Below are 21,885 nucleotides of genomic sequence, written 5' to 3'. Positions count from 1 at the left end.
TGCAGCGACGACGGCCGATTCGCCGCCGCACGGTGCGGAGCCCGATGAGACCGAGTATCCTAACGTGTTGAACTCGCGACGAGAGGACCGCCATGACCTACGACTTCACCACCATCTTGGACCGCGCGGGCCACGATGCGCTCGCCGTCGATGCCATCGGAGCGCCCGGTTCGGGATATCCCGCGCCGGACGCCGGCTTTGACGCCATCCCCATGTGGGTGGCCGACATGAACTTCCCCGTTGCCCCCTCGATCATCCGTGCGATCAAAGATCGCCTGCAGTATCCCACGTTTGGCTACTTCAGCCCGAGCGACGCCTACTACCAGGCCATCATCGACTGGCATCGCGACCGCAAGGGCGTGGGCGAACTGCTTCCGGAGCACATCGGCTACCAGAACGGCGTTCTGGGAGGCGTGGTCTCCGCCCTCACGGCGTTTGCCGCGCCCGGTGACCCGGTGCTCGTGCACAGCCCCACCTACGTGGGCTTCACGCACAGTCTCGAGGACAACGGCTTCAAGATCGTGCACTCGCCGCTCGTGCGCGATGCGGACGGCGTCTGGCGCATGGACTATGAGGACATGGAGCGCCGCCTCGCCGAGGAGCGTATCCACGTGGCCATCTTCTGCTCGCCGCACAACCCCTGCGGCCGCGTCTGGGAGCGCTGGGAGATCGAGCGCGCCATGGAGCTCTACGCCGCCCACGACTGCGTGGTCATCTCCGACGAGATCTGGTCCGACATCGTGCGGCCGGGCGTCACGCACATCCCCACCCAGTCCGTCTCCGACGACGCTCGCCGGCGCACCATCGCGCTCTACGCCCCGTCCAAGACCTTCAACCTCGCCGGCCTCATCGGCAGCTATCACGTCATCTATGATGACTACCTGCGCGACCGCGTGACCACCAAGGCCAAGAAGACGCACTACAACAGCATGAACGTCCTCTCGCAGCACGCGCTCATCGGCGCGTACGGCCCCGAGGGCCGCGTCTGGGCAGACGAGCTCAACCAGGTCATCGCCGGCAACGTCGACTGGGCGTGCGACTTCATCGAGAGCCGCCTGCCCGGCGTGAGCGTCTTCCGTCCCCAGGGCACCTACATGCTCTTCCTCGACTGCACGGAGTGGTGCGCGCGGAGCGGGCGCACGATCGACGAGGTCCTGGGCGCGGGGCACCGCGTGGGCGTCTGCTGGCAGGACGGCCGCGCCTTCCACGGGCCGTGCCACATCCGCATGAACCTCGCGCTGCCGCTCTCGCGCGTGCAGGAGGCCTTTGGTCGTCTGGAGGAGCACGTCTTCTGCTGACGATCGATCGGGGCATCCCAGACGGTGCCCCGATCGGTTCCCCTACAGGAGCAGGCCGCTGGCAAAGCCCCGGTCAACCTCTCTCTGAAAGCGCTCCGTCACGAGGTTCTCGTCGTCGGAGATCCTTCGACCATAGGCTATGAGCTGGCCGGACGCTGCTATGACGGTGCGCTCGGCCAGCTCCTTTGCCTGTTGGGCAATGAGGGGGACGGCCCAGCTTGCCGGTTCCTGGGAGAGGTGGATCGTCATGCCGCTCGTCACGATGCCTCCCTTGAAGGGCAGCAGCGTGAGGAGCATGAGCGAGGGGATGTGGTGCACGTGGCTGTCCGCCGGGTCCTGGCTCGCGCCCACCGTAAAGAGGTGGGTTCGGTTCATGTACAGCACGCTGTCCTCGTTGGCCTGTACGACGGTGAACATGTCGCGCAGCGCCCAGCGCCAGGGACGCGCGCAGTCGAGCTGCTCCTGGCTCAGGTGCAGGGGATTGTCGCGCACGAAGTCGTCAACGAGCCAGCGGTTTCTCCAGAGCATGTCCGCGACCTGCCCGCCGTGCTCGTAGAGCATGCACGGAGCCCCCTTCCGCTCGCGCAGGGCGCCGGGGTCCACGATGCCCAGCCGCTCGTTGGCGTAGACGAGCAGCGCGTTGATGGTGTCGTAGAAAAGACGTGCGTCATCGTCGTCCATGTGGGAGTAGGGGACGTAGACGGCCGTCACGGGGCCGTTTGGCGTCTGCCAGTGCAAGCTCATGGGACCTCCTTCGATCGGGTTCGAAGGAGGCTAGCAGCTTGTGCGTTCCCGCCGTCCGCCTCACGGCAGACGCGGAGCTGCGAGCCGAGGTCGGGAGGGTCGCGCAACGTCGAGCCGGCGCGGGCAATCCGTCAGCGGCGCGCTTTCGGCCGCGGGCGGCCGCTCTCCTCGAGCTTCTCGCGGATGATGCGCCACGCCTCGTCGTTTTTCTCGCCAAACGTCGCCGGCTCTGCGGCAAAGCCAGTCGGCATGGGGCCCACATAGGGAACAAAGCCCAGCTTGAGGTACATGCCGCACGCCGGCCAGCTCTCCGTCTGCGTGGTGAGGTAAAGCGGCGGCTCGCCCGAGGGCACGAGCTCGTCAAAGAGGCGGATGGTCCGGAGCATGAGCGCACGGGCCAGGCCGCGGCGCTGGTGGGCCGGGTCCACGCCCACCCAGTGCACGCGCAGGCGCGGCTCGCCGAAGTGGTCGCCCCGCCACAGCGAGCTCGTGCCGGCAAGCTCGTCCTTCTCGTCCACCACGAGAATCATCTGGCGCTCGAGCGCCTCGGGGTCCGTCTCGTAGGTTTGCTCGAAGTAGGCGAGCCCCTCCTCGAAGGAGGGCAGCTGGCCGAGAAGAACGTGCAGCCGCACCCACGGCTCGCGGAAGCGCGGCTCCCAGGTCGCGAAGCGATAGCCTGCCGGCAGCGCGACGTCGGCGGGCGGCTCGTGGTCCCCGAGCACCATGAGCACGGGGACGTGGGGCACGCTGGTGTCGAGCACGGTCATGGGCATCCTCTCGGGGCGTGACAGTTAGGGGTGACAATTAGGACAGGTTAAATTGTCACACGTTCTGCTGTGTGACAATTTAACCTGTCCTAATTGTCACCCGCCCCAACTGTCACCTGTCCTAATTGTCACGCCTAATCGTCACACAAGGGGGCCTACAGCAGCGTCCCGTTGCGGCGGACGAAGCGCCGGCGGACGACCAGGAGCGCCGCCGCGTAGAGGGCGACGATTGCCGTGAGCAGCGCGAAGTATGAGAGGGGCAGCGGTGCGAGGTCGAGCGCCGCGCCGAGCGGCGTGAACGGCAGCGCCGTCACGAGCGCGACGCCCGCCGCGCCGAGGGCGGCGAGCTGAGCCGACGCCCGGCTCTCAACAAACGGAACGCGCTGCGTTCGGACGAGGTGGACCGCCAGCGTCTGCGTCCACATGCTCTCGACGAGCCAGCCTGCCTGGAACGTCGCCACAAAGAGAGTCCGTCCGGCATCGCCGAGGGCGCCCCAGGGACCGCCCGCGACGCCGGGGCACACCACGAAGAAGAGGGCGGCAAACGTGAGGAGGTCGAAGACGGAGCTCACGGGACCCAGGGCGACCATGAAGCGGCGGATGGAGGCGCTGTCCCACCTGCGCGGGGCGCGAACCAGCTCGTCGTCGACGCTGTCCCAGGGTATCGCGGTGCAGGTGAGGTCGTACACCAGGTTGAGGAGCAGGAGCTGGACCGCGCTCATGGGGAGGAAGGGCAGCAGCAGCGAGGCGGCCAGCACGGAGAAGATGTTGCCAAAGTTGGAGCTCACGGTCATCTTCACGTACTTGGTCATGTTGGCGAGGGTCCGGCGGCCGCAGACGATCCCGTGCTCAAGTACGAGGAGGTCCTTCTCCAACAGGATGAGGTCAGCCGCCTCGCGGGCCACGTCCACGGCGGAGTCGACGGAGATTCCGCAGTCGGAGGCCGCCATCGCCGCGGCGTCGTTCACCCCGTCGCCCATGAAGCCCACGGAGCGCCCCTCGCCCCTGAGGACGCTCACCACCCGCGCCTTCTGGGAGGGCGAGAGCTTGGCGAGGACCGAGACATCCCGCAGGCGGCGGGCGAGCGCCTCGTCGTCAAGAGCCTCGACCTCGGAGCCCGTGAGCACGTCACCCGCGGGGATGCCGATCGCGCCGCACACGTGCGCCGCCACGCGCGGGGAGTCTCCGGTGAGGACCTTGGTCTCGACTCCGTGCTCCGCGAGCGCCGCCACCGCCTCGGCCGCGCTCGCCTTGGGCGGGTCGAGAAACGCGAGAAGCCCAACGAGCGTCATGTTCTTCTCGTCTGCCACGGTGAGCCTGCCGACGCCCTCCGGGCTTTCCCTGAGGGCCACCCCGAGGACGCGCATGCCCTGGGTCGCAAGAACCTCGGCGCGGGCGGTGACGTCGTCCGCCAGCGAGGCGGAGAGGGGCACGGCTCGTCCGTCCAGCTCTGCGAAGGCGCAGGCGTCGAGCACCTCCTCGAGCGCCCCCTTGCAGATCATGAGCGTCTCTCCCGTCCCGTCGCCCACCACGACGCTGAGGCGCCTGCGCTCGAAGTCGAAGGGAAGCTCGTCGACGAGGTCGTACCGCTCGCAGAGCTCCTCCACGGAGGGGTCGAGCTCGAGCGCCCGGCGCAGGATGGCCGAGTCGATGAGGTTCTTGACGCCCGTCCCGAAGAAGCTGTTCACGAAGGCGGCGCGCAGCACGCCCGGGTCCTCCGCGCCCCGCACGTCGAGGTGCCGCTCGAGGGCCACGCGATCCTCGGTGAGCGTCCCCGTCTTGTCGCAGCAGAGCACGTCGATGGCCCCGAGGTCGGAGACGGCGTCGAGCCTCTTCACGATGACCCTGTCGCGCGAGAGGTCGACCGCGCCCTTGCCGAGGCAGCACGTCACGAGTACGGGGAGCATCTCCGGCGTGAGCCCCACGGCCACGGAGAGCGAGAAGAGCACGGCGTCGACCCAGTTGCCCTTGGTGAGGCCGGACACGAGAACCACCGCCGGCACCATGACGAGCATGAGGACCACGAGCAGGCGGCTCGTGCGGGCGACGCCCTCTCCCGAAGCGGTCGTGCGACCGCGCCCTTCCGCGGAGGCGAGGCCCGAGGCGGTCTCGCCGATGAGGGTTGCGGCCCCCGTTGCCACCACCACGCCCGTGGCGGCGCCCGAGATCACGCTGCTGCCCAGGAAGGCGAGGTCATCGAGGTCGGTGACGGAGGCGCTGGAGGCGTCTCCCGCGGAGAGCTCCCGGTGCTTCTCGACGCTCTCGGACTCCCCCGTGAGCGCAGACTGGCTCACAAAGAGGTCGCGCGAGAAGATCAGGCGCAGGTCCGCCGGAACGAGGTCGCCCGAGGAGAGGTGCACGACGTCTCCCACGACGAGCTCGTCGACCGGCAGCTCCACACGGCCGGACTCCGCGCGCTCCACGCAACAGGTGGTCTCGACCATCTCGGCGAGGGCGGAGGCGGCGTCGCTGCTCCGCTCGTCCTGAACGAAGCGCAGCACGCCCGAGACCAGCACCATAACGGCGATGATGGCGGGCGTGGTGAGGTCGCGCGCGCCCGGCCGCGCGAAGACCCAGTCCGTGAGCACGGAGACGACGGCGATGAACACGAGAATGCCGGTGAAGGGGTCGAGGAACGCGGCAAGCACGCGCCGCGGTAGCGACGGGCGCTCGGTGCCTCCGAGGCTGTTCTCTCCCCAGAAGGCGCGCATCTGCGCGACCTCTTCCTCCGTAAGGCCGGAGGCGCGCGTCCCGATCTCCGCGAGGAGCTCGTCGGGCGAGATGCTCGCCACGTGGCGGAGCCAGTCGGCTCCGGGACGGGTCGCGCTCGGGGTGACGTTTGTGCGGCGTGCGAGGGCACGCGAGAGGAGGGTGGCCAGCAGCATGGCGCCACCTCACAATCCCGGGATACGAAAAGGGCCGCTCGTGGCAGCCCGTGGGAGTGCTTCTTGAGCGTGCGCTATGCGCGGCGGCGCCAGCCGTCCCGACCGGCAGGCGTCTCTCCCATGGACCTTGGTGCTACGTGTTTGCGACTGTGACTGTCACTCATGGGAAAACCACCTCCCTCGGGTCCGGGCGCGTGCCCGCCTCTCTGCTCTGGTCAGTATGCCCAATTCTTCCGGGTTCTACAACCTGCCTTCATGTCGTGCCTACATCGTGTGCGTGGAGAAGATCGGCTCGTCCTCCCACCAGACCACGTCGTCGGCCGGCGCCTCGAGCGTGGCGGGCACGTCGATGAGCCGCTGGTTGGAGGAGCCGCGGAAGCGCAGCGTGATGTCATGGAGGTCCTGCACGAAGGGCCCGTCCACGAGCACGTCCAGCGTGTCGAGCAGCCGGTCCGTGACGTCGCCGAGGTTCCACGCGCCGCCGGGCGCCAGCTGGTCCCAGGTGTGCCCCGAGAAGAGCCAGATGGACTTGCTGTCCCCAAAGCGCTCGCGCACCGCCTCGAGAAAGCCCACGAGCCCGGCCTGGTTCTCCGGCTCCATGGGCTCGCCGCCGAGGATGGTGAGGCCGCCCACGTAGGGCACGTCCATCGAGTCCATGATCTTCTCGGCCACCTCTGCCGTGAAGGGCTCGCCGGCCTCGAAGTCCCATGCCTCCTCGTTGAAGCAGTTGGGGCAGTGCAGGCGGCACCCGGAGACGAAGAGCGTGGTGCGCACGCCCGGCCCGTTTGCGATGTCGCAGTACTTGATGTTCGCGTAGTTCATTCCAACTCCAATTTGCTGAGAAGAACCGCAGGGACGCGCCGGGCCAAGGCCCGCGTGCCGCACCCCGATAACAGTGCGCGCGGGACCGGAGGTAAGGTCCCGCGCGCAGTTTCGCAGCGCGAAGCGCGAGAATGTCTGAGCACGGGGCCTTACCTCCGGTCCCGCGGGAGAATGCTACAGGTGCAGCACGCGGTCCTTGATCTCCTCGGTGCGGCCCTGGTTCCAGAACTGGGTGCCGATGTAGCCGCACGTCCTTCTCGCCACGTTCATCTTGGACTGGTCGCGGTTGTGGCAGTGCGGGCACTCCCACACGAGCTTGCCGTCGTCCTCGACGATCTGGATCTCGCCGTCGTAGCCGCAGACCTGGCAGTAGTCGCTCTTGGTGTTGAGCTCGGCGTACATGATGTGGTCGTAGATGTACTGCATGACGGAGATGACGGCCTCGAGGTTGTCCTGCATGTCCGGCACCTCCACGTAGGAGATGGCGCCGCCGGGGGAGAGGCGCTGGAACTCGGACTCAAAGCGGAGCTTGGTGAAGGCGTCGATCGGCTCGGTCACGTGGACGTGGTAGCTGTTGGTGATGTAGCCCTTGTCCGTGATGCCCGGGACGATGCCAAAGCGGCGCTGCAGGCACTTGGCGAACTTGTAGGTGGTGGACTCGATCGGCGTGCCGTAGAGCGAGTAGTCGATGTTCTCGGCGGCCTTCCACTCGGCGCACTTGTCGTTCATGTGCTGCATGACGGCCAGGGCGAACGGCGTGGCCTCCTTGTCAGTGTGGCTGTGGCCGGTCATGGCCTTGACGCACTCGTAGAGGCCGGCGTAGCCGAGGCTGATGGTGGAGTAGCCGCCGTAGAGGAGCTTGTCGATCTTCTCGCCCTTCTTGAGGCGCGCGAGGGCGCCGTACTGCCACAGGATCGGGGCGGCGTCCGAGGTGGTGCCGAGCAGGCGCTCGTGACGGCAGCGCAGGCCGCGGTGGCACAGCTCCAGGCGCTCGTCGAAGATCTCCCAGAACTTGTCCATGTCGCGCCCCGCGGAGAGGGCCACGTCCACGAGGTTGATGGTCACGACGCCCTGGTTGAAGCGGCCGTAGTACTTGGGCTTGCCCGGCTCGTAGTTGCCGGCGTTGGCCACGTTGTCGTAGCCGTTGCCCGAGCGGTCCGGCGTGAGGAAGGAGCGGCAGCCCATGCAGGTGTAGCAGTCGCCGTTGCCCTCGGTCTCGCCCTTGGAGAGCTTGAACTCGCGCATCTTCTTCTCGGAGATGTAGTCGGGGACCATGCGCTTGGCCGTGCACTTGGCGGCGAGCTTGGTGAGGTAGAAGTACGGCGTGCCCTCGCGGACGTTGTCCTCCTCGAGCACGTAGATGAGCTTGGGGAAGGCGGGGGTGATCCAGACGCCGTCCTCGTTCTTGACGCCCTGGTAGCGCTGCTTGAGCATCTCCTCGATGCACAGGGCCAGGTCGGCCTTCTCCTGCTCGCTCTTGGCCTCGTTGAGGTACATGAAGACCGTGATGAACGGCGCCTGGCCGTTGGTCGTCATGAGGGTGACCACCTGGTACTGGATGGTCTGCACGCCGCGGGCGACCTCCTCGCGCAGGCGACCCTCGACGATCTGGGCGATCTTGTCCTCGCCGGGGTGGGCGTCGATGGCGGCCATCTCCGCCTCCACCTGGCGGCGGATCTTCTGACGGGAGACGTCCACGAAGGGCGCGAGGTGCGTGAGGGAGATGGACTGGCCGCCGTACTGGCAGGAGGCCACCTGGGCGATGATCTGCGTGGCGATGTTGCAGGCGGTGGAGAAGCTGTGCGGGCGCTCGATGAGCGTGCCGGAGATCACCGTGCCGTTCTGCAGCATGTCCTCGAGGTTGATGAGGTCGCAGTTGTGCATGTGCTGCGCGAAGTAGTCAGAGTCGTGGAAGTGGATGATGCCCTCGTTGTGAGCCTCCACGATGTCGGCGGGGAGCAGCTCGCGCATGGTGAGGTCCTTGGAGACCTCGCCGGCCATGTAGTCGCGCTGGACGGAGACCACCGTGGGGTTCTTGTTGGAGTTCTCCTGCTTGACCTCCTCGTTGTTGCACTCGATGAGCGCGAGGATCTTGTCGTCGGTCGTGTTCTTGTGGCGCTTCTGGTTCTGCACGTAGCGGTAGATGATGTACTTGCGGGCCACCTCAAAGTGGTCGAGGGCCATGAGCTGGTCCTCGACGAGGTCCTGGACCTCCTCGACGGTGACGGTGTGGCCGGCCTCCATGCACTCGTCGGTGACGTTCAGGGAGGCGAACTTCACCTCGCGCTCCGTGAGGCGCTCGCTCTGGGGCACCTCATTGTTGGCGGCACGGATGGCGTTCTCGATCTTCGAGATGTCGAAGGTGACCTCCGAGCCGTTGCGCTTGATGATCTTCATTGCGGCCTCTTCTCCCCGATGAAAGGGCGCGCCCGCAAGGACGCGCCCGGTCTGACGTATCAAGTGGTAGAAGCTACTATGACACAATTTCTAGTGGGTATGGTCGTGAAAATACACTACATATTGTAAACAACCTGCTGAATGCTGTTGATAAGTCATATCGCGGCAGGTAGCAAATGCACCGCCGCAAAAAGCTTTTTCCTAATGCGGGGTCCACCGAAACTTGACTCCTTTTGAGCCTGCCGCTCGCCGCCCTGTGAACGGTCGGAAACGTGAGCGGGAGGCGCCGTCCCGTGGCGGCGGCGAAGGGGTAGAGTGGACGTGCCGGACGCGACGACGTCCGGCATCACTGGCGCGACCTGCTCACGGGAGGGACCACATGCAGTTCTCAAGGCGGCTCGATCTGTTTGGCGACGAGGTGTTCGCGGCGCTCAACGTGCGGCGGCGCGAGCTGGAGGCCGCCGGTCGGCAGGTCTTCGACCTCTCGGTGGGCACCCCGGACTTCGAGCCCCCCGCCCACGTGGTCGAGGCCCTGCGCGCGAGCGCCGCGGACCCCGCCAACTGGAAGTACTCGCTGCACGACAAGGACGAGCTGCTCGATGCCGTCTGCGGGTACTACGAGAGCCGCTTCGGCGTGACCGGCGTCACGCGCGACATGGTCATGAGCTGCCGCGGGACCCAGGAGGGCCTGGGCCACGTGGTCGCGGCGCTCGCCGACCCCGGCGAGGTGGGCCTGGTGCCCGACCCGTGCTACCCCGTCTTCCAGAACGCGACGCTGCTCGCCGGCGCCCGTCCTTTCTACTACCCGCTCACCGCCGAGCACGACTTCCTGCCGCACCTTGCGGACGTCCCGGCCGAGGTGGCCGACGCCGCCAAGTACCTCATCCTGTCACTTCCCGCCAACCCGGTGGGGTCGGTGGGGACGCCGGCGGTCTACGAGGAGGCCATCGCCTTCGCTCGCGCCCACGACCTCGTGGTCATTCACGACAACGCCTACTCCGACATCGTCTTCGACGGCGAGCCGGGCGGGTCGTTCCTCTCGTATCCGGGCGCGCTCGAGGTGGGCGTGGAGTTCCTCTCGCTCTCCAAGTCCTTCAACGTCACCGGGGCGCGTCTCTCCTTCCTGGTGGGTCGCCCGGACGTGGTGGCCGCCGCGCGCAAGCTCCGCGGCCAGGTCGACTTTGGCATGTTCTACCCCGAGCAGGACGCCGCCATCGCCGCGCTCACGGGTCCGCGCGACTCCGTCGAGCGCCAGCGCCTGCTCTACCAGGAGCGCCGCGACGCCCTCTGCGACGGGCTGGAGGCCATCGGCTGGGAGCGTCCCAACGCCCACGGCTCGATGTTCGTCTGGGCGCGCCTGCCGCACGGCCGCACGGACTCCGTGCCCTTCTCGCTCGAGCTCATGGACCGCGCGGGCGTGATCGTGACGCCGGGGGCGAGCTTTGGCCCCTCGGGCGAGGGCTACGTGCGCATGGCCCTGGTCATGCCGCCCGAGCGCCTGCGCGAGGCCGTGGCCGCCATCGCCGCCTCCGGGCTTTAGGGGGCGCTCATGGACGAGAAGAGCCTCGAGGCCGCGCCGGTCGTGCCCGGCAGCTGGTCCACCCCCGCCAAGGTCCGCGCCGTCCTTCTCGACGTGGACGGCACCACGCTCAGCCTGGGCCAGAACTGTGAGCCCGCCTCCACGCGCGAGGCCATCCGGCGCCTGGCGGAGAACGGCGTCATGCCGCTTCTTGCCACGGGGCGCACGAGCTACCTGCTGGACAAGATCGACCTCACGGACTTTGGCGGCTTTGTCACCTTCAACGGGCAGCTCGTCGAGGTTGGCGGGCGCACCGTCCACTCCAACCCGCTCGACCGCGCGGACGTGCGCGCCGTGGTGGAGCAGGTGCGCTCCGGGCTCTACAGCTGCCTGTTCATGGAGCGCGAGCGCATGTACGTCAACGTCATGGACGATCGCGTGCAGGCCATGATCGAGCTCACGCACAACCACTACGAGCCGGGTGACGTGGCGTGGGCGCTCGAGAACGAGGTCTACCAGCTCAACGCGTTTCTCGCCCCGGGGGAGGAGCACCTGATCCTCAACGGCACGCGCCGCTGCAAGTGCACCCGCTGGAGCGACATCTTCTGCGACGTCATGCCCGTCGAGGGCGGCAAGGACGCCGGCGTTCGCATCCTCATGGACGCGCTGGGGCTGGCGCCCGAGGAGTGCGTGGCGTTTGGCGACGGCGGCAACGACGTCGACATGTTCGGGGCCGTGGGCACCTCGGTGGCCATGGGCAACGGCGGGGCCGAGGCCAAGGCGGCGGCCACCTACGTGACCGACCACATCGACGCCGACGGCTTCTGGAACGCCTGCGTCCGCCTCGGCCTTCTGTAAAAAGGGGACGTGTTTTTTCGTGCAGACGAAAAGGGACAGGTTTGGCTTCCGCGAGGGGAGACCTGTCCCAAACGGTCTGCACGAAAAAACACGTCCCCAATTGGCATAACCAGTGGAGAGGGGAGTCACATGAACGGAATGGAGTTCCAGGACCTGGTGGCGGCGTCGCGCACCTATCGGCGCTTCAGCGACAAGCGCGTGGGGCAGACCGTGCTCTCGGGCCTCGTGGACGCGGCGCGCCTGGCCCCGTGCGGCAACAACATGCAGCTGCTGCGCTTTCGCGTGGTGGGCGAGAAGGACGCGTGCGACGCGGTCTTCCCGCACCTGCGCTGGGCGGCGCTCTACAAGGACTGGGACGGCCCGGCCGAGGGCGAGCGCCCGCACGGCTACGTGGTGATCTGCCTGCCCGCCGAGCTAGCCGACAACCCCATCCGCCTCATCGACGTGGGCATCGCGGCGCAGACCATGGCGCTCGCCGCCTGCGCGCGCGGACTTGGCTGCTGCATGCTGCGCAGCTTCGATGCCGGGCTCGCCGACGAGCTCGCGCTTCCCGAGGGCCTCGTGCCGGCGCTCGTGCTCGCGGTGGGCGGGCGCGGGGAGCGCGTCGTGCTCGAGGGCCCGGACACCGAGCACGGCCTGACCTACTGGCGCGAGGCCGACGGCACCCACTGCGTGCCCAAGCTCAACCTCGAGGACCTGCTCGTCTAGCGCGCGAGCAGCGCTGGTCGCTCTGAGGGTATGTACACCGTCCCAGCCCACCCATTCTTCTCGGCAGACCATCTACCAGCGAATTTGCAAGCCGATAAGAACGGCGGGGTGTACATACCCTAAAGAGACGGTGTACATACCCTCAAAAGGGCTTCGTCCGCAGCCTACGCGAACGCGCGGTGCAGTCGCTCGCGCCCCGCGGCGTCGGTGAAGGCGATGATCTTGTCGCCCGCGACGAAGCGTGTGTCGCCCTTGGGGACGATGATGTCCCCGTCCCTGTCTACGGCCACGAGGATGGTCGATCCGGGCAGCTCGACGTCGCGCAGGGCCTCGCCCACCACGCGCGACCCGGGGCGCACCTCCACGCGCACGACGGCGTGGCCGTCCTTGCCCAGGCGCAGAATCGTGAAGACGTCGCGCAGATCGAGCCCCTCCTGCACGGAGCGGGCCAGAAGCTCGGCCTGGTTGATGCCCACGTCCACGCCCATGCCCTCGTTGAACATCCAGGCGTTGACCGGGTTGTTCACGCGCGCCACCACGCGGCCGACGCTGTACTCCATCTTGGCCAGCGTGGAGACCACGAGGTTGACCTCGTCGGAGCCCGTCGCCGCAACGACGACGTCTGCGTGGAGGATTCCGGCGCGCTCCAGCATGATGGGGTCCGCGCCGTTGCCCAGGATCACGTCGCGCTCGCCAAACTGCGCGCGCAGCCGCGCCACGTGGTCCTTTCGGCTCTCGATGATGCGGATGCGGTAGCCGTCCTCGGCGAGCAGAGACGCGAGGTAGGTGCCGGTCTTGCCGCCGCCAACTATGATGATGTCCATGGTGACCTCCTACTCGCTCTTGCCGATCATATAGCGGAACTTGGCCGAGGCGCTCGATGCCACGGCGGCATAGATCACGTCGCCGTGCTCGAGCACGGTCCCCAGCGTGGGGATGAAGGTCTCGTTGTTGCGCGAGACCGCCACGACCTCGACCTCGCCGATGGCCGTGACCTCCCGCACGGGGCGGCCCTCCAGGAGGGCAGCCACGTCGCTGCGCACGAGCTGCACGTCCCCGGAGCCCACCTCTAGGACCGTGTCCATCTCCTGGTAGGTGAGCAACTCGCAGGCGTGGCGGATGCCCCAGTCGGTGGTCGAGATGGTCTGGATGCCCAGGCGGCGGTAGGCCTCGGCCTTGCTGATGTCGTAGAGGCGGGCGATGACGCGGGGGACGCGGTAGGTGTCGCGCGCCACGCGGGCGATGACGATGTTGGCCTCGTCGGACGAGGTGCAGGCGATGACGGCGCTCGCGCGGTCGATGCCCGCGTCCGCGAGGACGTCGCGGTCAAAGCCGACGCCCGTCACGCGCCTCCCGGCAAAGTCCTCGCCCAGCGCCTCGAGCTCCTCGGGGTCGCGGTCGATGACGGTTACCTCGTGTCCCTGGCGGCAGAGCCTCTCGGCGAGGCCTCGCCCCATGTGACCGGCGCCCACAACGATGACGTTCATGATGACCTACCTTCCCTCGGCGACCGCGCGCGGCGCGCGGCGACGCCTGATCTGACGGAACAGGGCCTTGCGGGCCTCCTCGACTGCCAGCACGAGCGGCGGCAGGCAGCAGAGGAAGACGTAGTCCCAGACCCCGAGCGGGCTGGTGTGGAAGACCGCCTGGAACGGCGGGAAGAGCGTGATGAACACGATAAGGCAGATTTCGAAGACGATGCCCACGTTGATGTGGCGGTTGGAGAAGAGCCCTCGCGAGAAGACCGATGCGGTCTCGGTGCGGCAGTTCAGGACCTGGCCTATCTGGGCAAACACGATGGCCGCGAGGCACATGGTCGTGGCGCGCACGTAGACAGGGTCGAGGTCCGAGCCCACGCCAAACATCTCCAGCCCCGGTGCCCAGCCGGCCTCGATCTGCGCGAAGAGGTAGGCGGCCATGGAGACGATGCCGCCCATGAGGCCGTACCAGAGGAAGGCCTTGCGCATGAGCCTGCCGGTGAGCAGCGGCTCCTTGGGGTCGCGCGGCGGGCGGTCCATGACGTCGTCCTCGGGCGGCTCGCAGCCCAGGCCCAGCGCCGGCAGCATGTCGGTGCCCAGGTCGATCGTGAGGATCTGCATCGTGGTGAGCGGCAGCGGTACGGCGCCCCCCGAGAGCAGGTAGACGGCCGAGGGAACGGCCTCGGGCATGTTGGAGTTCAGGATGTAGAGCATGAACTTGCGGATGTTGGCGTAGACCGCGCGGCCCTCCTCGATGGCGTGCACGATCGAAGCGAAGTTGTCGTCGGTGAGCACCATGTCCGCGGCCTCCTTGGCGACGTCGGTGCCCGTTATGCCCATGGCCACGCCGATGTCGGCCTTCTTGAGGGCGGGGGAGTCGTTCACGCCGTCGCCGGTGACGGCCACGATCTCGCCCATCTGCTGGAGGTTCTCTACCACGCGCAGCTTCTGCTCGGGCGCCATGCGGGCAAAGACCACCTCGCCGCGCAGGGCCTCCTTGAGCTCGTCGTCGCTCGTGCGCTCGAGCTCCACGCCAGAGAACACCCGCGGGTGCTCGCCGCGCACGATGCCGATCTTGCGGGCGATGGAGACCGCGGTGAGGCCGTAGTCGCCCGTGATCATGATTACGCGAATGCCGGCGCGGCGGCACTGCTCCACGGCCGCGGCGACCTCCGGGCGCGGCGGGTCCTGCATGACCTCGAGGCCCACGAACGTGAGGTCGCGCTCGATGGTCTCGGGCGAGTACTCGCTCATGGAGCGCGGCACGCTCGGGTCGTCCGCGGCAAGGGGGCGGTACGCCACGGCAAGCACGCGCAGGCCGTCGGCGGCGTAGGCGTCGTTGGCCGCCATGATCTTGTTTCTGAGCTCGTCGGTCATGGCCTCGGGCTCGCCGTCGACGCGCACGCGGGTTGAGAGGCGCACGACCTCGTTGGGGGCGCCCTTCACAAATGCCACGCGCCGGGCTCCGTCGAGCGGCTCGGAGAGCTGGTGAATCGTCGTCATGCGCTTGCGGCGGCTCTCAAAGGGAAGCTCGCGCACGCGGGGCCACGCCGCCTCCTGCTCGGAGGGCTCGATGCCGGCCTTCTGCGCGGCAACGAGCAGGCACGCCTCGGTTGGGTCGCCCAGCACGGTGTAGCGCCCGCCCTCCTCCTCGGGCGGCAGCAGGCGCGCGTTGGAGCACAGCGCCCCGCCCGTCACGAGCAGCCGCAGGTCGTCGTCGGCATGGGCGTCCACGTCCTTCTCGCCCAGGCGGACGGCGCCCTCGGGCGCGTAGCCCACGCCGGTGACCTCGTACTCGTGGCTCGCGGTCCAGAGGTGGTTCACCGTCATCTCGTTCTGCGTGAGCGTGCCCGTCTTGTCCGTGCAGATGACCGAGCACGAGCCCAGGGTCTCCACGGAGTTGAGCTTCTTCACGAGGGCGTTTCTCCTGCTCATGCGCTGCACCGCCATGGCGAGCGAGAGCGTGACCGTGGGGAGCAGCCCCTCGGGGATGAAGGCCACGATCATGCCCAGGGAGAAGATGAACGCAACGGCGAACTCGCTCTTCACGAACAGGGCATCGAGCAGGAAGAAGCCCACGCCCATGCAGGTCGCGAAGATCGTGATCTGCTTGGTGGTGCGGTTGAGCTGCAGCTGTAGGGGGCTCTCGGCCTCCTGCATGTTCTGCGTGAGGTGGGCGATCTTGCCAAACTCCGTGTCCATGCCGATGCGCGTGACCACGGCGCGCCCGGTGCCCTCGGAGACCGACGTGCCCGCGAAGATGAGGTTGGGCGTCTCGGCCTGGGTGAGGTCCTCCTCCAGCACGGCGTCGGAGGTCTTGCGCACGGGGTTGGACTCCCCGGTGAGCGTGGACTGGTTGACCTGCAGGTCGGAGGCGCGGACCACGCGCGCGTCGGCGGAGATCTTGTCGCCCTCTGCGAGCACCATCACGTCGCCGGGAACGAGGTCCTCCGCGAGGATCCTCTGCTCCTGGCCGTCGCGGACGACGGTCGCGTAGGAGGGCAGCATCTTCTTGAGGGCGTCGGTGGCCTTGCCGGCGCGGTACTCCTGCCAGAAGCTGAAGCAGCCGTTGATGACGTTCACGAGCCACACGGCCACGCCCAGCTCGGGCAGCCCCGCCACAAAGGCGATGGCGCCTGCGGCCCAGAGCAGGATGGCCATCAGGTGCGTGAAGTTCGAGAGAAACGCTAGGACCGGCGAGGCCTTTCGCTCGGTCTGGATGAGGTTCTTGCCCTGCCGTGCCTGGCGGGCCTGCGCCTCCTCCTGCGTGAGGCCAGCCTGCGAGGTCTCGAGCGCCGAGAAGACCCTGTCGGCGGTGAGCCGCTGCACGGCGACCGGCGTCGCCCGGGACGTGTCCTCCATCGTGCCTCCCCTTCCAAGACGTGCGTACAGCGCGAGGGTAGGACGCGCGGGCGGCGGCGGGCGCGAGGTGTCGGCAGTTGGCCAAAATGCCATAGCGCGAGCATAAAGATGCAGTTAAGAGGGGGTGTTGGGACGTTAAGGCCGCATTAACGACGCTGGTTGGCGCGGCGAGGCGGCCGGCGGCCCCCCGGCGCGGCTCGGAGGGTATGTACACCACCCCCTGAGGGTGTGTACACCTCGCCGTTCTTATCGGTTTGCAAACCCGCTGGTAGATCGACTGCCGAGAAGAACGGGCGGGCTGGGGCGGTGTACATACCCTCAAAAGGGACCAGCCCGGCGCTACTCCGCGCGGACCATGCGGTAGCCCACGCCCACGTGCGTCTGGACGAGGTCCGCCCCGATCTTCTTGCGCAGGGACGCCATGATAACGCGCAGCGACGCGAGGTCGCCCACCTGCCCGGGCCCCCAGGCGTGCTCGAGCAGGTACTGGTGAGTGAGGACCTTGTCGACGTTTCTGGCGAGAAGGACGAGCAGCCGGTACTCCATCGGCGTGAGGTGCAGCTCCGCGCCGCCCGCGCGCACGACGCCCGCCGCGTAGTCGATCGTGAGCGCCCCGTTCTCGAAGGTCGTGGTCTCGGCCGGCGCCCCGTGGGCCACGCGCCGCAGGGCCACGCGCACGCGCGCGAGCAGCTCCCCGACCGAGAAGGGCTTCACGAGGTAGTCGTCCGCCCCGGCGTCGAGCGCGCCGATCTTGTCAGTGTCGTCGGCGCGCGCGGAGACGACGATGATGGGCAGGTCGTCCGACCAGGTGCGCACGCGGCGCACGACCTCGATGCCGTCGGCGTCGGGCAGGCCGAGGTCGAGCAGGATCACCTGCGGCGCGAGCTCGGCCGCGGCGGCGATGGCCTCGGCCGCCGTCGTGCAGACGCGGCGGCGCAGGCCGCGGGAGTCGAGCGCGGCGCAGACGAGGCTCGCGATCGGCGCGTCGTCCTCGACCACGAGGACGAGCGGGGCGTCGGGCAGGGCGTCAGACATCGGGGACCTCCTCGGCGGGCAGGGTGAGGGAGAAGACCGCTCCGTGCGGCATGTTGTCGCGCACCGTGATGGTACCCCCGTGGGCCCGCGCGACGGCACGGCAGACCGAGAGGCCCAGGCCGACGCTGCGCGTTCCGTCCGCGAGCGCGCCGCCGGAGGTGTGGAACGCCTCGAAGACGCGGTCCTTCTCGGCATCCGGGATGCCCGGCCCGTCATCGGCCACGATGATGCTCACCTGGGCGCCCTCGCGCGCGGCGTGGACCGTGACGCGGCTGCCCGCAGGCGTGTGCGCGACGGCGTTGTTGACGAGGTTGACGAGCGCCTGGACCGCGAGGGCGGGGTCGACGCGAACGAGCAGGGGCTCCGGCGGCGCCTCGAAGGTCACGACGTGGCCGGCGTCGCCGGCGGCGTGGCGCAGCGCCTCCTCGACGAGGTCGTCCACGAGCTCCGCGTCCGCCTGCGGGCGCACGCCGCCCTCCTCGAGGCGCGTGACGGTGAGGAGGTTCTCAACGGTGGCGCGCAGCCAGGAGGCGTCGTCGCGGATGGTGGCCAGCAGCTGCCGGCGCGTGCCGGCGTCGAGGGCGGCTCCGGCGTCGAGAAGGACGTCGGCATTGCCTGAGATCGAGGTGAGGGGCGTGCGCAGATCGTGGGAGATCGAGCGTAGCAGGTCCGCGCGGGTCCGCTCCTCGCGGATGCGGACGGCGGCCTCCTCGCGGGCCCTGAGCGCCGCCACGCGGTCGAGGGCGAGCGCCGCGAGGCCGCAGACCGAGCGCCAGAGCTTGAGCTGCTCGGGGGAGAGGTCGGCGGCAGGCAGGATGCCCGCCACGCCCCGCGGCGCGGCTGACGGGCCTACGGGCAGGTAGAGGCCCGCGGCGGAGCCGAAGGCCTCCGTCGAGGCGCCGGTCGGGCTCCCGTTGGCGAGCGCCCGCAGGGCGACGGTGCGCTCGTCCGCCACGGTCGCCCCGGTCGGGAAGGGGAAGGCGGCGCGGTCGCCGAGGGAGCGCGCGTCGCCGCGGGCGGGATACCAGACAAACGAGCGGCCGAGCAGCTCCGCCGCGCTTCTCGCCATCGCGGCCACCACGTCGTCGGGGGCGGTGCAGTCCTGGAGCCGCCCGCTCAGGTCCAGGAGGGCCTGCGCCTGGAGGCGGGCGGCCTCGGCGGCGCGGGCCTGGAGGCGCAGCCGCGCGGCGACGTGGCCGGCGAGCAGCGCGACGACGAACATGACCGCGAAGGTCCCCGGCATCGCGGGGTCGAGGGCCGCGAGCGAGAGCGTGGGCGCGGCGAAGAAGAAGTTGAAGGCGAGGACGGAGAGCGCGGCGGCGATCAGGCACCAGGGGCCGCCCGGGGTGGCGAGCGCCACCCCGATGACGGCGAGCACATAGGTGACGACGACCGTGGCCTCCTGAAGGCCCGCGGCGCGCAGCAGCGCGCCCGCGGCCGTGGCGGCTGCGAGCAGTCCCGCGGTCACGAGCAGTGATACGAAGGGACTGTCCCTTCGTATCATCGGACGAGCTCGGTCACGGCGTCGAAGGCCACGTCGCTCGCCTCGACGGCGTCGCGGCCGCCGAAGACGCAGACCCCGCGCGCGGCACGCTCGTCGGCGAGCGCCGCCGCGAGGGCGCGGACGTCGTCGGGGGTCGTGGCGAGCTCCTCGGCGCGCACGGCGTCGCGCCAGCCGGCCGGCTTGCCCCCGAAGCGCGCCACGTCCTGGCGGCGCGCCAGCTGACGGGGCTTGACCGGCGCGTCGTGCGCGGCGACGGTGGCCACGACGTAGCCCTCGAGCTCCTCGGGCGAGCCGTCCCACGCGGCGAGCCACGCCGCCGCGCCGTCGTAGCGCGCGAGCGTCGCGTCCACGGACGGGTCGCGGAAGCTCCAGAAGCCGCTCAGGCCCTCGCTCGTGCGGCGGAACCCGCAGCCGTAGGCGCCGCCCTTCACGCGCACCTCGTTCCAGAGATAGTCGTAGGAGAGGGCGCGCGTGGCGACCTGCCAGCACCCGATGGTCCCGGCGTCCGCCTCGCTGCGACCGTTGCCGCGGACCACGTAGCTCACGTCGGAGGGGATGAGGAAGGCCTCGTTTCTCGGCACGGGCGCGGGCACGACCAGGCGCTGCCCGGCGTCCTCGGAGGGCGCGAGCCCGAGCGTGCCGCCCGTCGCCCAGAAGCGCTCGCGATCCTCGGCGGTTCCGGTGAAGCTCACCGTGACGGCGTCGGCGGTGAAGACGCGCGCCGCGAGCGCGGAGAGCCGCTCCGGCAGCGCGCTGGCCCGCTCCTCCCAACCGTCCAGGAGCTCGCGCAGGAAGAGGTAGTAGTCGAGCCCCGCCATCGCGCTCGATGCCACGGCGGCGGACGAGAAGTACGCGTTTGCCCGTGCGGCAGCCGCGGTGTGGCCCGAGCTCACGAAGTACTGCTCGAGCGCCACCCGGCGCTGCGTGAGGATGTCGCGGACGCGGGCGAGGTCGTCGAAGCGCGTGGTGCCCCAGACCTCCGAGGGCAGCGTGGCGAGCGCGTCGACCTTCTCGGAGAGGGCGGAGGCGCCCACCACGAGCGTGGGGGCGGCGTAGGCGAGGTCGGTGTCGCGGGCGTAGGTCTCGGTGAAGAAGCCGAGCCCGCCGAGGTTGGTCTCGATGGCGGTGTCGAGGTCGGAGGCCGTGTGCCATTCGGTGTCGAGCTTGCCGAGCAGGTCGGTGAGCACGCCCACGTAGGGCAGGTCGTCAAAGTCGAGCCGGCGCAGGTCGAAGTAGTGGTAGACGTAGGCGATGCCGTGGGTGTCGAGCTCGTGGGCGATGCAGGGCAGCGGTGCATCCGTCTCGAGCGCGGCGGGCTCCGGCGCCGGCGGCTCCACGTCGGCCACGCCCAGGCGTGGCAGCGTCGCGAGCGCCTCGGGCGCGTCCGGGGCCTCCTGCTCCTCACGCAGCGCGGCCACCTCGGCGCGCACGGCCTCGACGTCCTGCTCGCTCATGCCCGCGCGCAGGGCCGCGAGCTCGGCCTCCTCCTCGGCGGCGTCGCCCCCCTCGACGGGCGCGATCTCGACCTCGGCGCAGTGCGCGCTCTCGCAGACGAGCTCGCGCAGCAGCCGCTCGAAGTAGCCCTCGTCGAGGCCGCGCTTGAGCTCGGCAAGGGCGTCCTCGTAGCGCAGGTAGTCGAGGGGGCGGTCGTCGTCATAGAGCCAGCCCGACATCGCGAGCATCGAGAGCGCGATGCCGTCGGGGTAGCCGCCCCAGTCGCCCTCGCGCAGGTTGAACTCCGCCTGGGCGAGCGCGGCCTCGAGCTTGGCGCGCGGGATGCCGTCCTCGGCGAGCTCGGCGCACGTGGACTCGACGAGGGCGCGGAACCTCTCGCCGGCCCCGGGGCGCAGGCCCCGCAGGAAGAAGAGGGCCTGGGGCTGGAGCACGCCGTCGGCGAGCATCGCGGAGAAGTCGTCGGCCAGCCCCGCGTCGAGGACGGCGCGCTTGAGCGGCGCCTCGTTGGAGCCGCAGAGGGCGTCGAGCAGCACGTCTGTGGCCAGCACGCGCGTGCGGTCGGCAGCGGTGCCCAGCACGTAGGCGAGGCCGATCGATGAGTTGCTCGGGGCGGTGGCCATGGGCACGACGCGCCGCTCCGCGCGCACGGGAGCCTGGGGCGCGAGGGGGTTGGGCGCCCCGGCCCCACGCTCCGCCGCCCCGCGGAAGCGCTCGTCGATGAAGGCGAGCTCGCGGTCGATGTCGAGGTCGCCGTAGAGGACGGTGTAGCTGTTGGCTAGCGCGTAGTGGCGCGCGTGGCTGTCGAGGAAGGCCTCGTAGGTGAGCGTGGGGATGGCGCGCGGGTTGCCGCCCGACTCGTGGCCGTAGCAGGTGTCCGGGAAGAGCGCCCGACCCAGCTCCTGGTAGAGGACGTCGTCGGGATCGGAGAGGGCGCCCTTCATCTCGTTGAAGACCACGCCGTTGTAGGAGAGCGCGCGGTCGGCGTCCGCCTCGAGGTGCCAGCCCTCCTGCTCGAAGATGCGCGGACGGTCGTAGATCGCGGGGTGCAGCACCGCGTCCAGGTAGACGCCCATGAGGTTCTCGAGGTCGGCCACGTTGGTGGAGGCCACCGGGTACATGGTCTTGTCCGGGAAGGTCATGGCGTTGAGGAAGGTCTGCATGCTCGTCTTGAGCAGGTTGACGAAGGGCTCCTTCACCGGGTAGCGCTCGGAGCCGCAGAGCACCGAGTGCTCGAGGATGTGGAAGACGCCCGTGTCGTCCGCCGGCGGCGTCTTGAACGAGATGGCGAAGGCACGGTTGGTGTCCGCGCAGGCGAGCCACAGCGCCCGGGCGCCGGTGGCGTCGTGGCGCATGAGGTAGGCCTGCCCGGATATCTCGGGCAGCGCCTCCACGCGCGTGACGGTGAAGCCGGCGTGGGTCGTGCCCGTGGCGAGCGCGGGGTCCGGGGCAGCAAAGCGGTTCTTCTGGGACATGAGGGCTCCTTGTGGTCGTGCTTTCTCGCTGCCTAGCATACCCCATGTGACAGACGCCTCGGAGGTTCTGTCACGCATGTG

15 protein-coding genes are annotated in these 21,885 nt (G+C 69.1%); 4 read left to right on the top strand and 11 right to left on the bottom strand.

The annotated features are described in order from the left end of the window. The first annotated feature begins 92 nt into the window (after positions 1-92). A complete protein-coding gene (locus tag NW198_RS05465) occupies positions 93-1,298 on the top strand; it encodes a MalY/PatB family protein (RefSeq protein ID WP_258340333.1) in 1,206 nt (401 codons plus the stop codon). 42 nt (positions 1,299-1,340) lie between these two features. Here the strand turns inward: NW198_RS05465 and NW198_RS05460 are convergent, their stop codons facing one another. The 5 genes from NW198_RS05460 to nrdD all read right to left on the bottom strand — a co-directional run bounded on the left by NW198_RS05460 (position 1,341) and on the right by nrdD (position 8,913). After that, positions 1,341-2,042, bottom strand: a complete 702-nt coding sequence (locus NW198_RS05460) for a hypothetical protein (RefSeq protein ID WP_258340332.1) — start codon at positions 2,040-2,042, stop codon at positions 1,341-1,343. Positions 2,043-2,173: 131 nt separating this feature from the next. Beyond that, positions 2,174-2,809 (bottom strand): N-acetyltransferase, encoded by a 636-nt coding sequence (locus NW198_RS05455; protein ID WP_258340331.1) that lies wholly within the window; start codon positions 2,807-2,809, stop codon positions 2,174-2,176. Positions 2,810-2,964: 155 nt separating this feature from the next. Beyond that, positions 2,965-5,694 (bottom strand): magnesium-translocating P-type ATPase, encoded by a 2,730-nt coding sequence (gene mgtA / locus NW198_RS05450; protein WP_258340330.1) that lies wholly within the window; start codon positions 5,692-5,694, stop codon positions 2,965-2,967. A gap of 264 nt (positions 5,695-5,958) precedes the next feature. Further along, positions 5,959-6,516, bottom strand: coding sequence for an anaerobic ribonucleoside-triphosphate reductase activating protein (nrdG, locus tag NW198_RS05445; RefSeq protein ID WP_258340329.1), 558 nt, complete (start codon positions 6,514-6,516; stop codon positions 5,959-5,961). 174 nt (positions 6,517-6,690) lie between these two features. Further along, positions 6,691-8,913 carry an anaerobic ribonucleoside-triphosphate reductase gene (gene nrdD, locus NW198_RS05440; protein WP_258340328.1) on the bottom strand — a complete coding sequence of 741 codons (2,223 nt, stop codon included), beginning with the start codon at positions 8,911-8,913 and terminating at the stop codon, positions 6,691-6,693. A gap of 379 nt (positions 8,914-9,292) precedes the next feature. Here nrdD and NW198_RS05435 point away from each other — a divergent pair, with 379 nt between their 5' ends. The 3 genes from NW198_RS05435 to NW198_RS05425 all read left to right on the top strand — a co-directional run bounded on the left by NW198_RS05435 (position 9,293) and on the right by NW198_RS05425 (position 11,998). Next, the gene (locus NW198_RS05435; protein WP_087315633.1) at positions 9,293-10,453 is read left to right on the top strand and encodes an aminotransferase class I/II-fold pyridoxal phosphate-dependent enzyme; all 1,161 of its coding nucleotides are present in this window, start codon (positions 9,293-9,295) and stop codon (positions 10,451-10,453) included. A 9-nt stretch (positions 10,454-10,462) separates the two neighbouring features. After that, positions 10,463-11,290, top strand: coding sequence for an HAD-IIB family hydrolase (locus NW198_RS05430; protein WP_258340327.1), 828 nt, complete (start codon positions 10,463-10,465; stop codon positions 11,288-11,290). Positions 11,291-11,419: 129 nt separating this feature from the next. Continuing rightward, a complete protein-coding gene (locus NW198_RS05425) occupies positions 11,420-11,998 on the top strand; it encodes a nitroreductase family protein (RefSeq protein ID WP_087315629.1) in 579 nt (192 codons plus the stop codon). Positions 11,999-12,162: 164 nt separating this feature from the next. Here the strand turns inward: NW198_RS05425 and NW198_RS05420 are convergent, their stop codons facing one another. From NW198_RS05420 to NW198_RS05395, 6 genes are all read right to left on the bottom strand, one after another. Beyond that, on the bottom strand, positions 12,163-12,822 hold the full coding sequence (locus NW198_RS05420) for a TrkA family potassium uptake protein (RefSeq protein WP_258340326.1): 660 nt from the start codon (positions 12,820-12,822) through the stop codon (positions 12,163-12,165). Between the two features lie 9 nt (positions 12,823-12,831). After that, positions 12,832-13,485, bottom strand: coding sequence for a TrkA family potassium uptake protein (locus tag NW198_RS05415; RefSeq protein WP_258340325.1), 654 nt, complete (start codon positions 13,483-13,485; stop codon positions 12,832-12,834). A 6-nt stretch (positions 13,486-13,491) separates the two neighbouring features. Next, positions 13,492-16,338 carry a cation-transporting P-type ATPase gene (locus NW198_RS05410; protein ID WP_258340324.1) on the bottom strand — a complete coding sequence of 949 codons (2,847 nt, stop codon included), beginning with the start codon at positions 16,336-16,338 and terminating at the stop codon, positions 13,492-13,494. A 339-nt stretch (positions 16,339-16,677) separates the two neighbouring features. Continuing rightward, positions 16,678-17,373: a response regulator gene (locus NW198_RS05405; RefSeq protein ID WP_258340323.1), complete on the bottom strand. Its 696-nt coding sequence runs from the start codon at positions 17,371-17,373 to the stop codon at positions 16,678-16,680. After that, positions 17,366-18,877, bottom strand: a complete 1,512-nt coding sequence (locus NW198_RS05400) for an ATP-binding protein (RefSeq protein ID WP_258340322.1) — start codon at positions 18,875-18,877, stop codon at positions 17,366-17,368. The genes NW198_RS05405 and NW198_RS05400 overlap by 8 nt, the downstream gene beginning before the upstream one ends. After that, positions 18,874-21,804 carry an insulinase family protein gene (locus tag NW198_RS05395; protein WP_258340321.1) on the bottom strand — a complete coding sequence of 977 codons (2,931 nt, stop codon included), beginning with the start codon at positions 21,802-21,804 and terminating at the stop codon, positions 18,874-18,876. The genes NW198_RS05400 and NW198_RS05395 overlap by 4 nt, the downstream gene beginning before the upstream one ends. Positions 21,805-21,885: the final 81 nt, after the last annotated feature.

The sequence above is a fragment of the Thermophilibacter sp. ET337 genome (genome assembly GCF_024733715.1).
Lineage (GTDB): Bacteria > Actinomycetota > Coriobacteriia > Coriobacteriales > Atopobiaceae > Thermophilibacter.
This window is presented reverse-complemented; position numbering and strand designations above follow the sequence as displayed.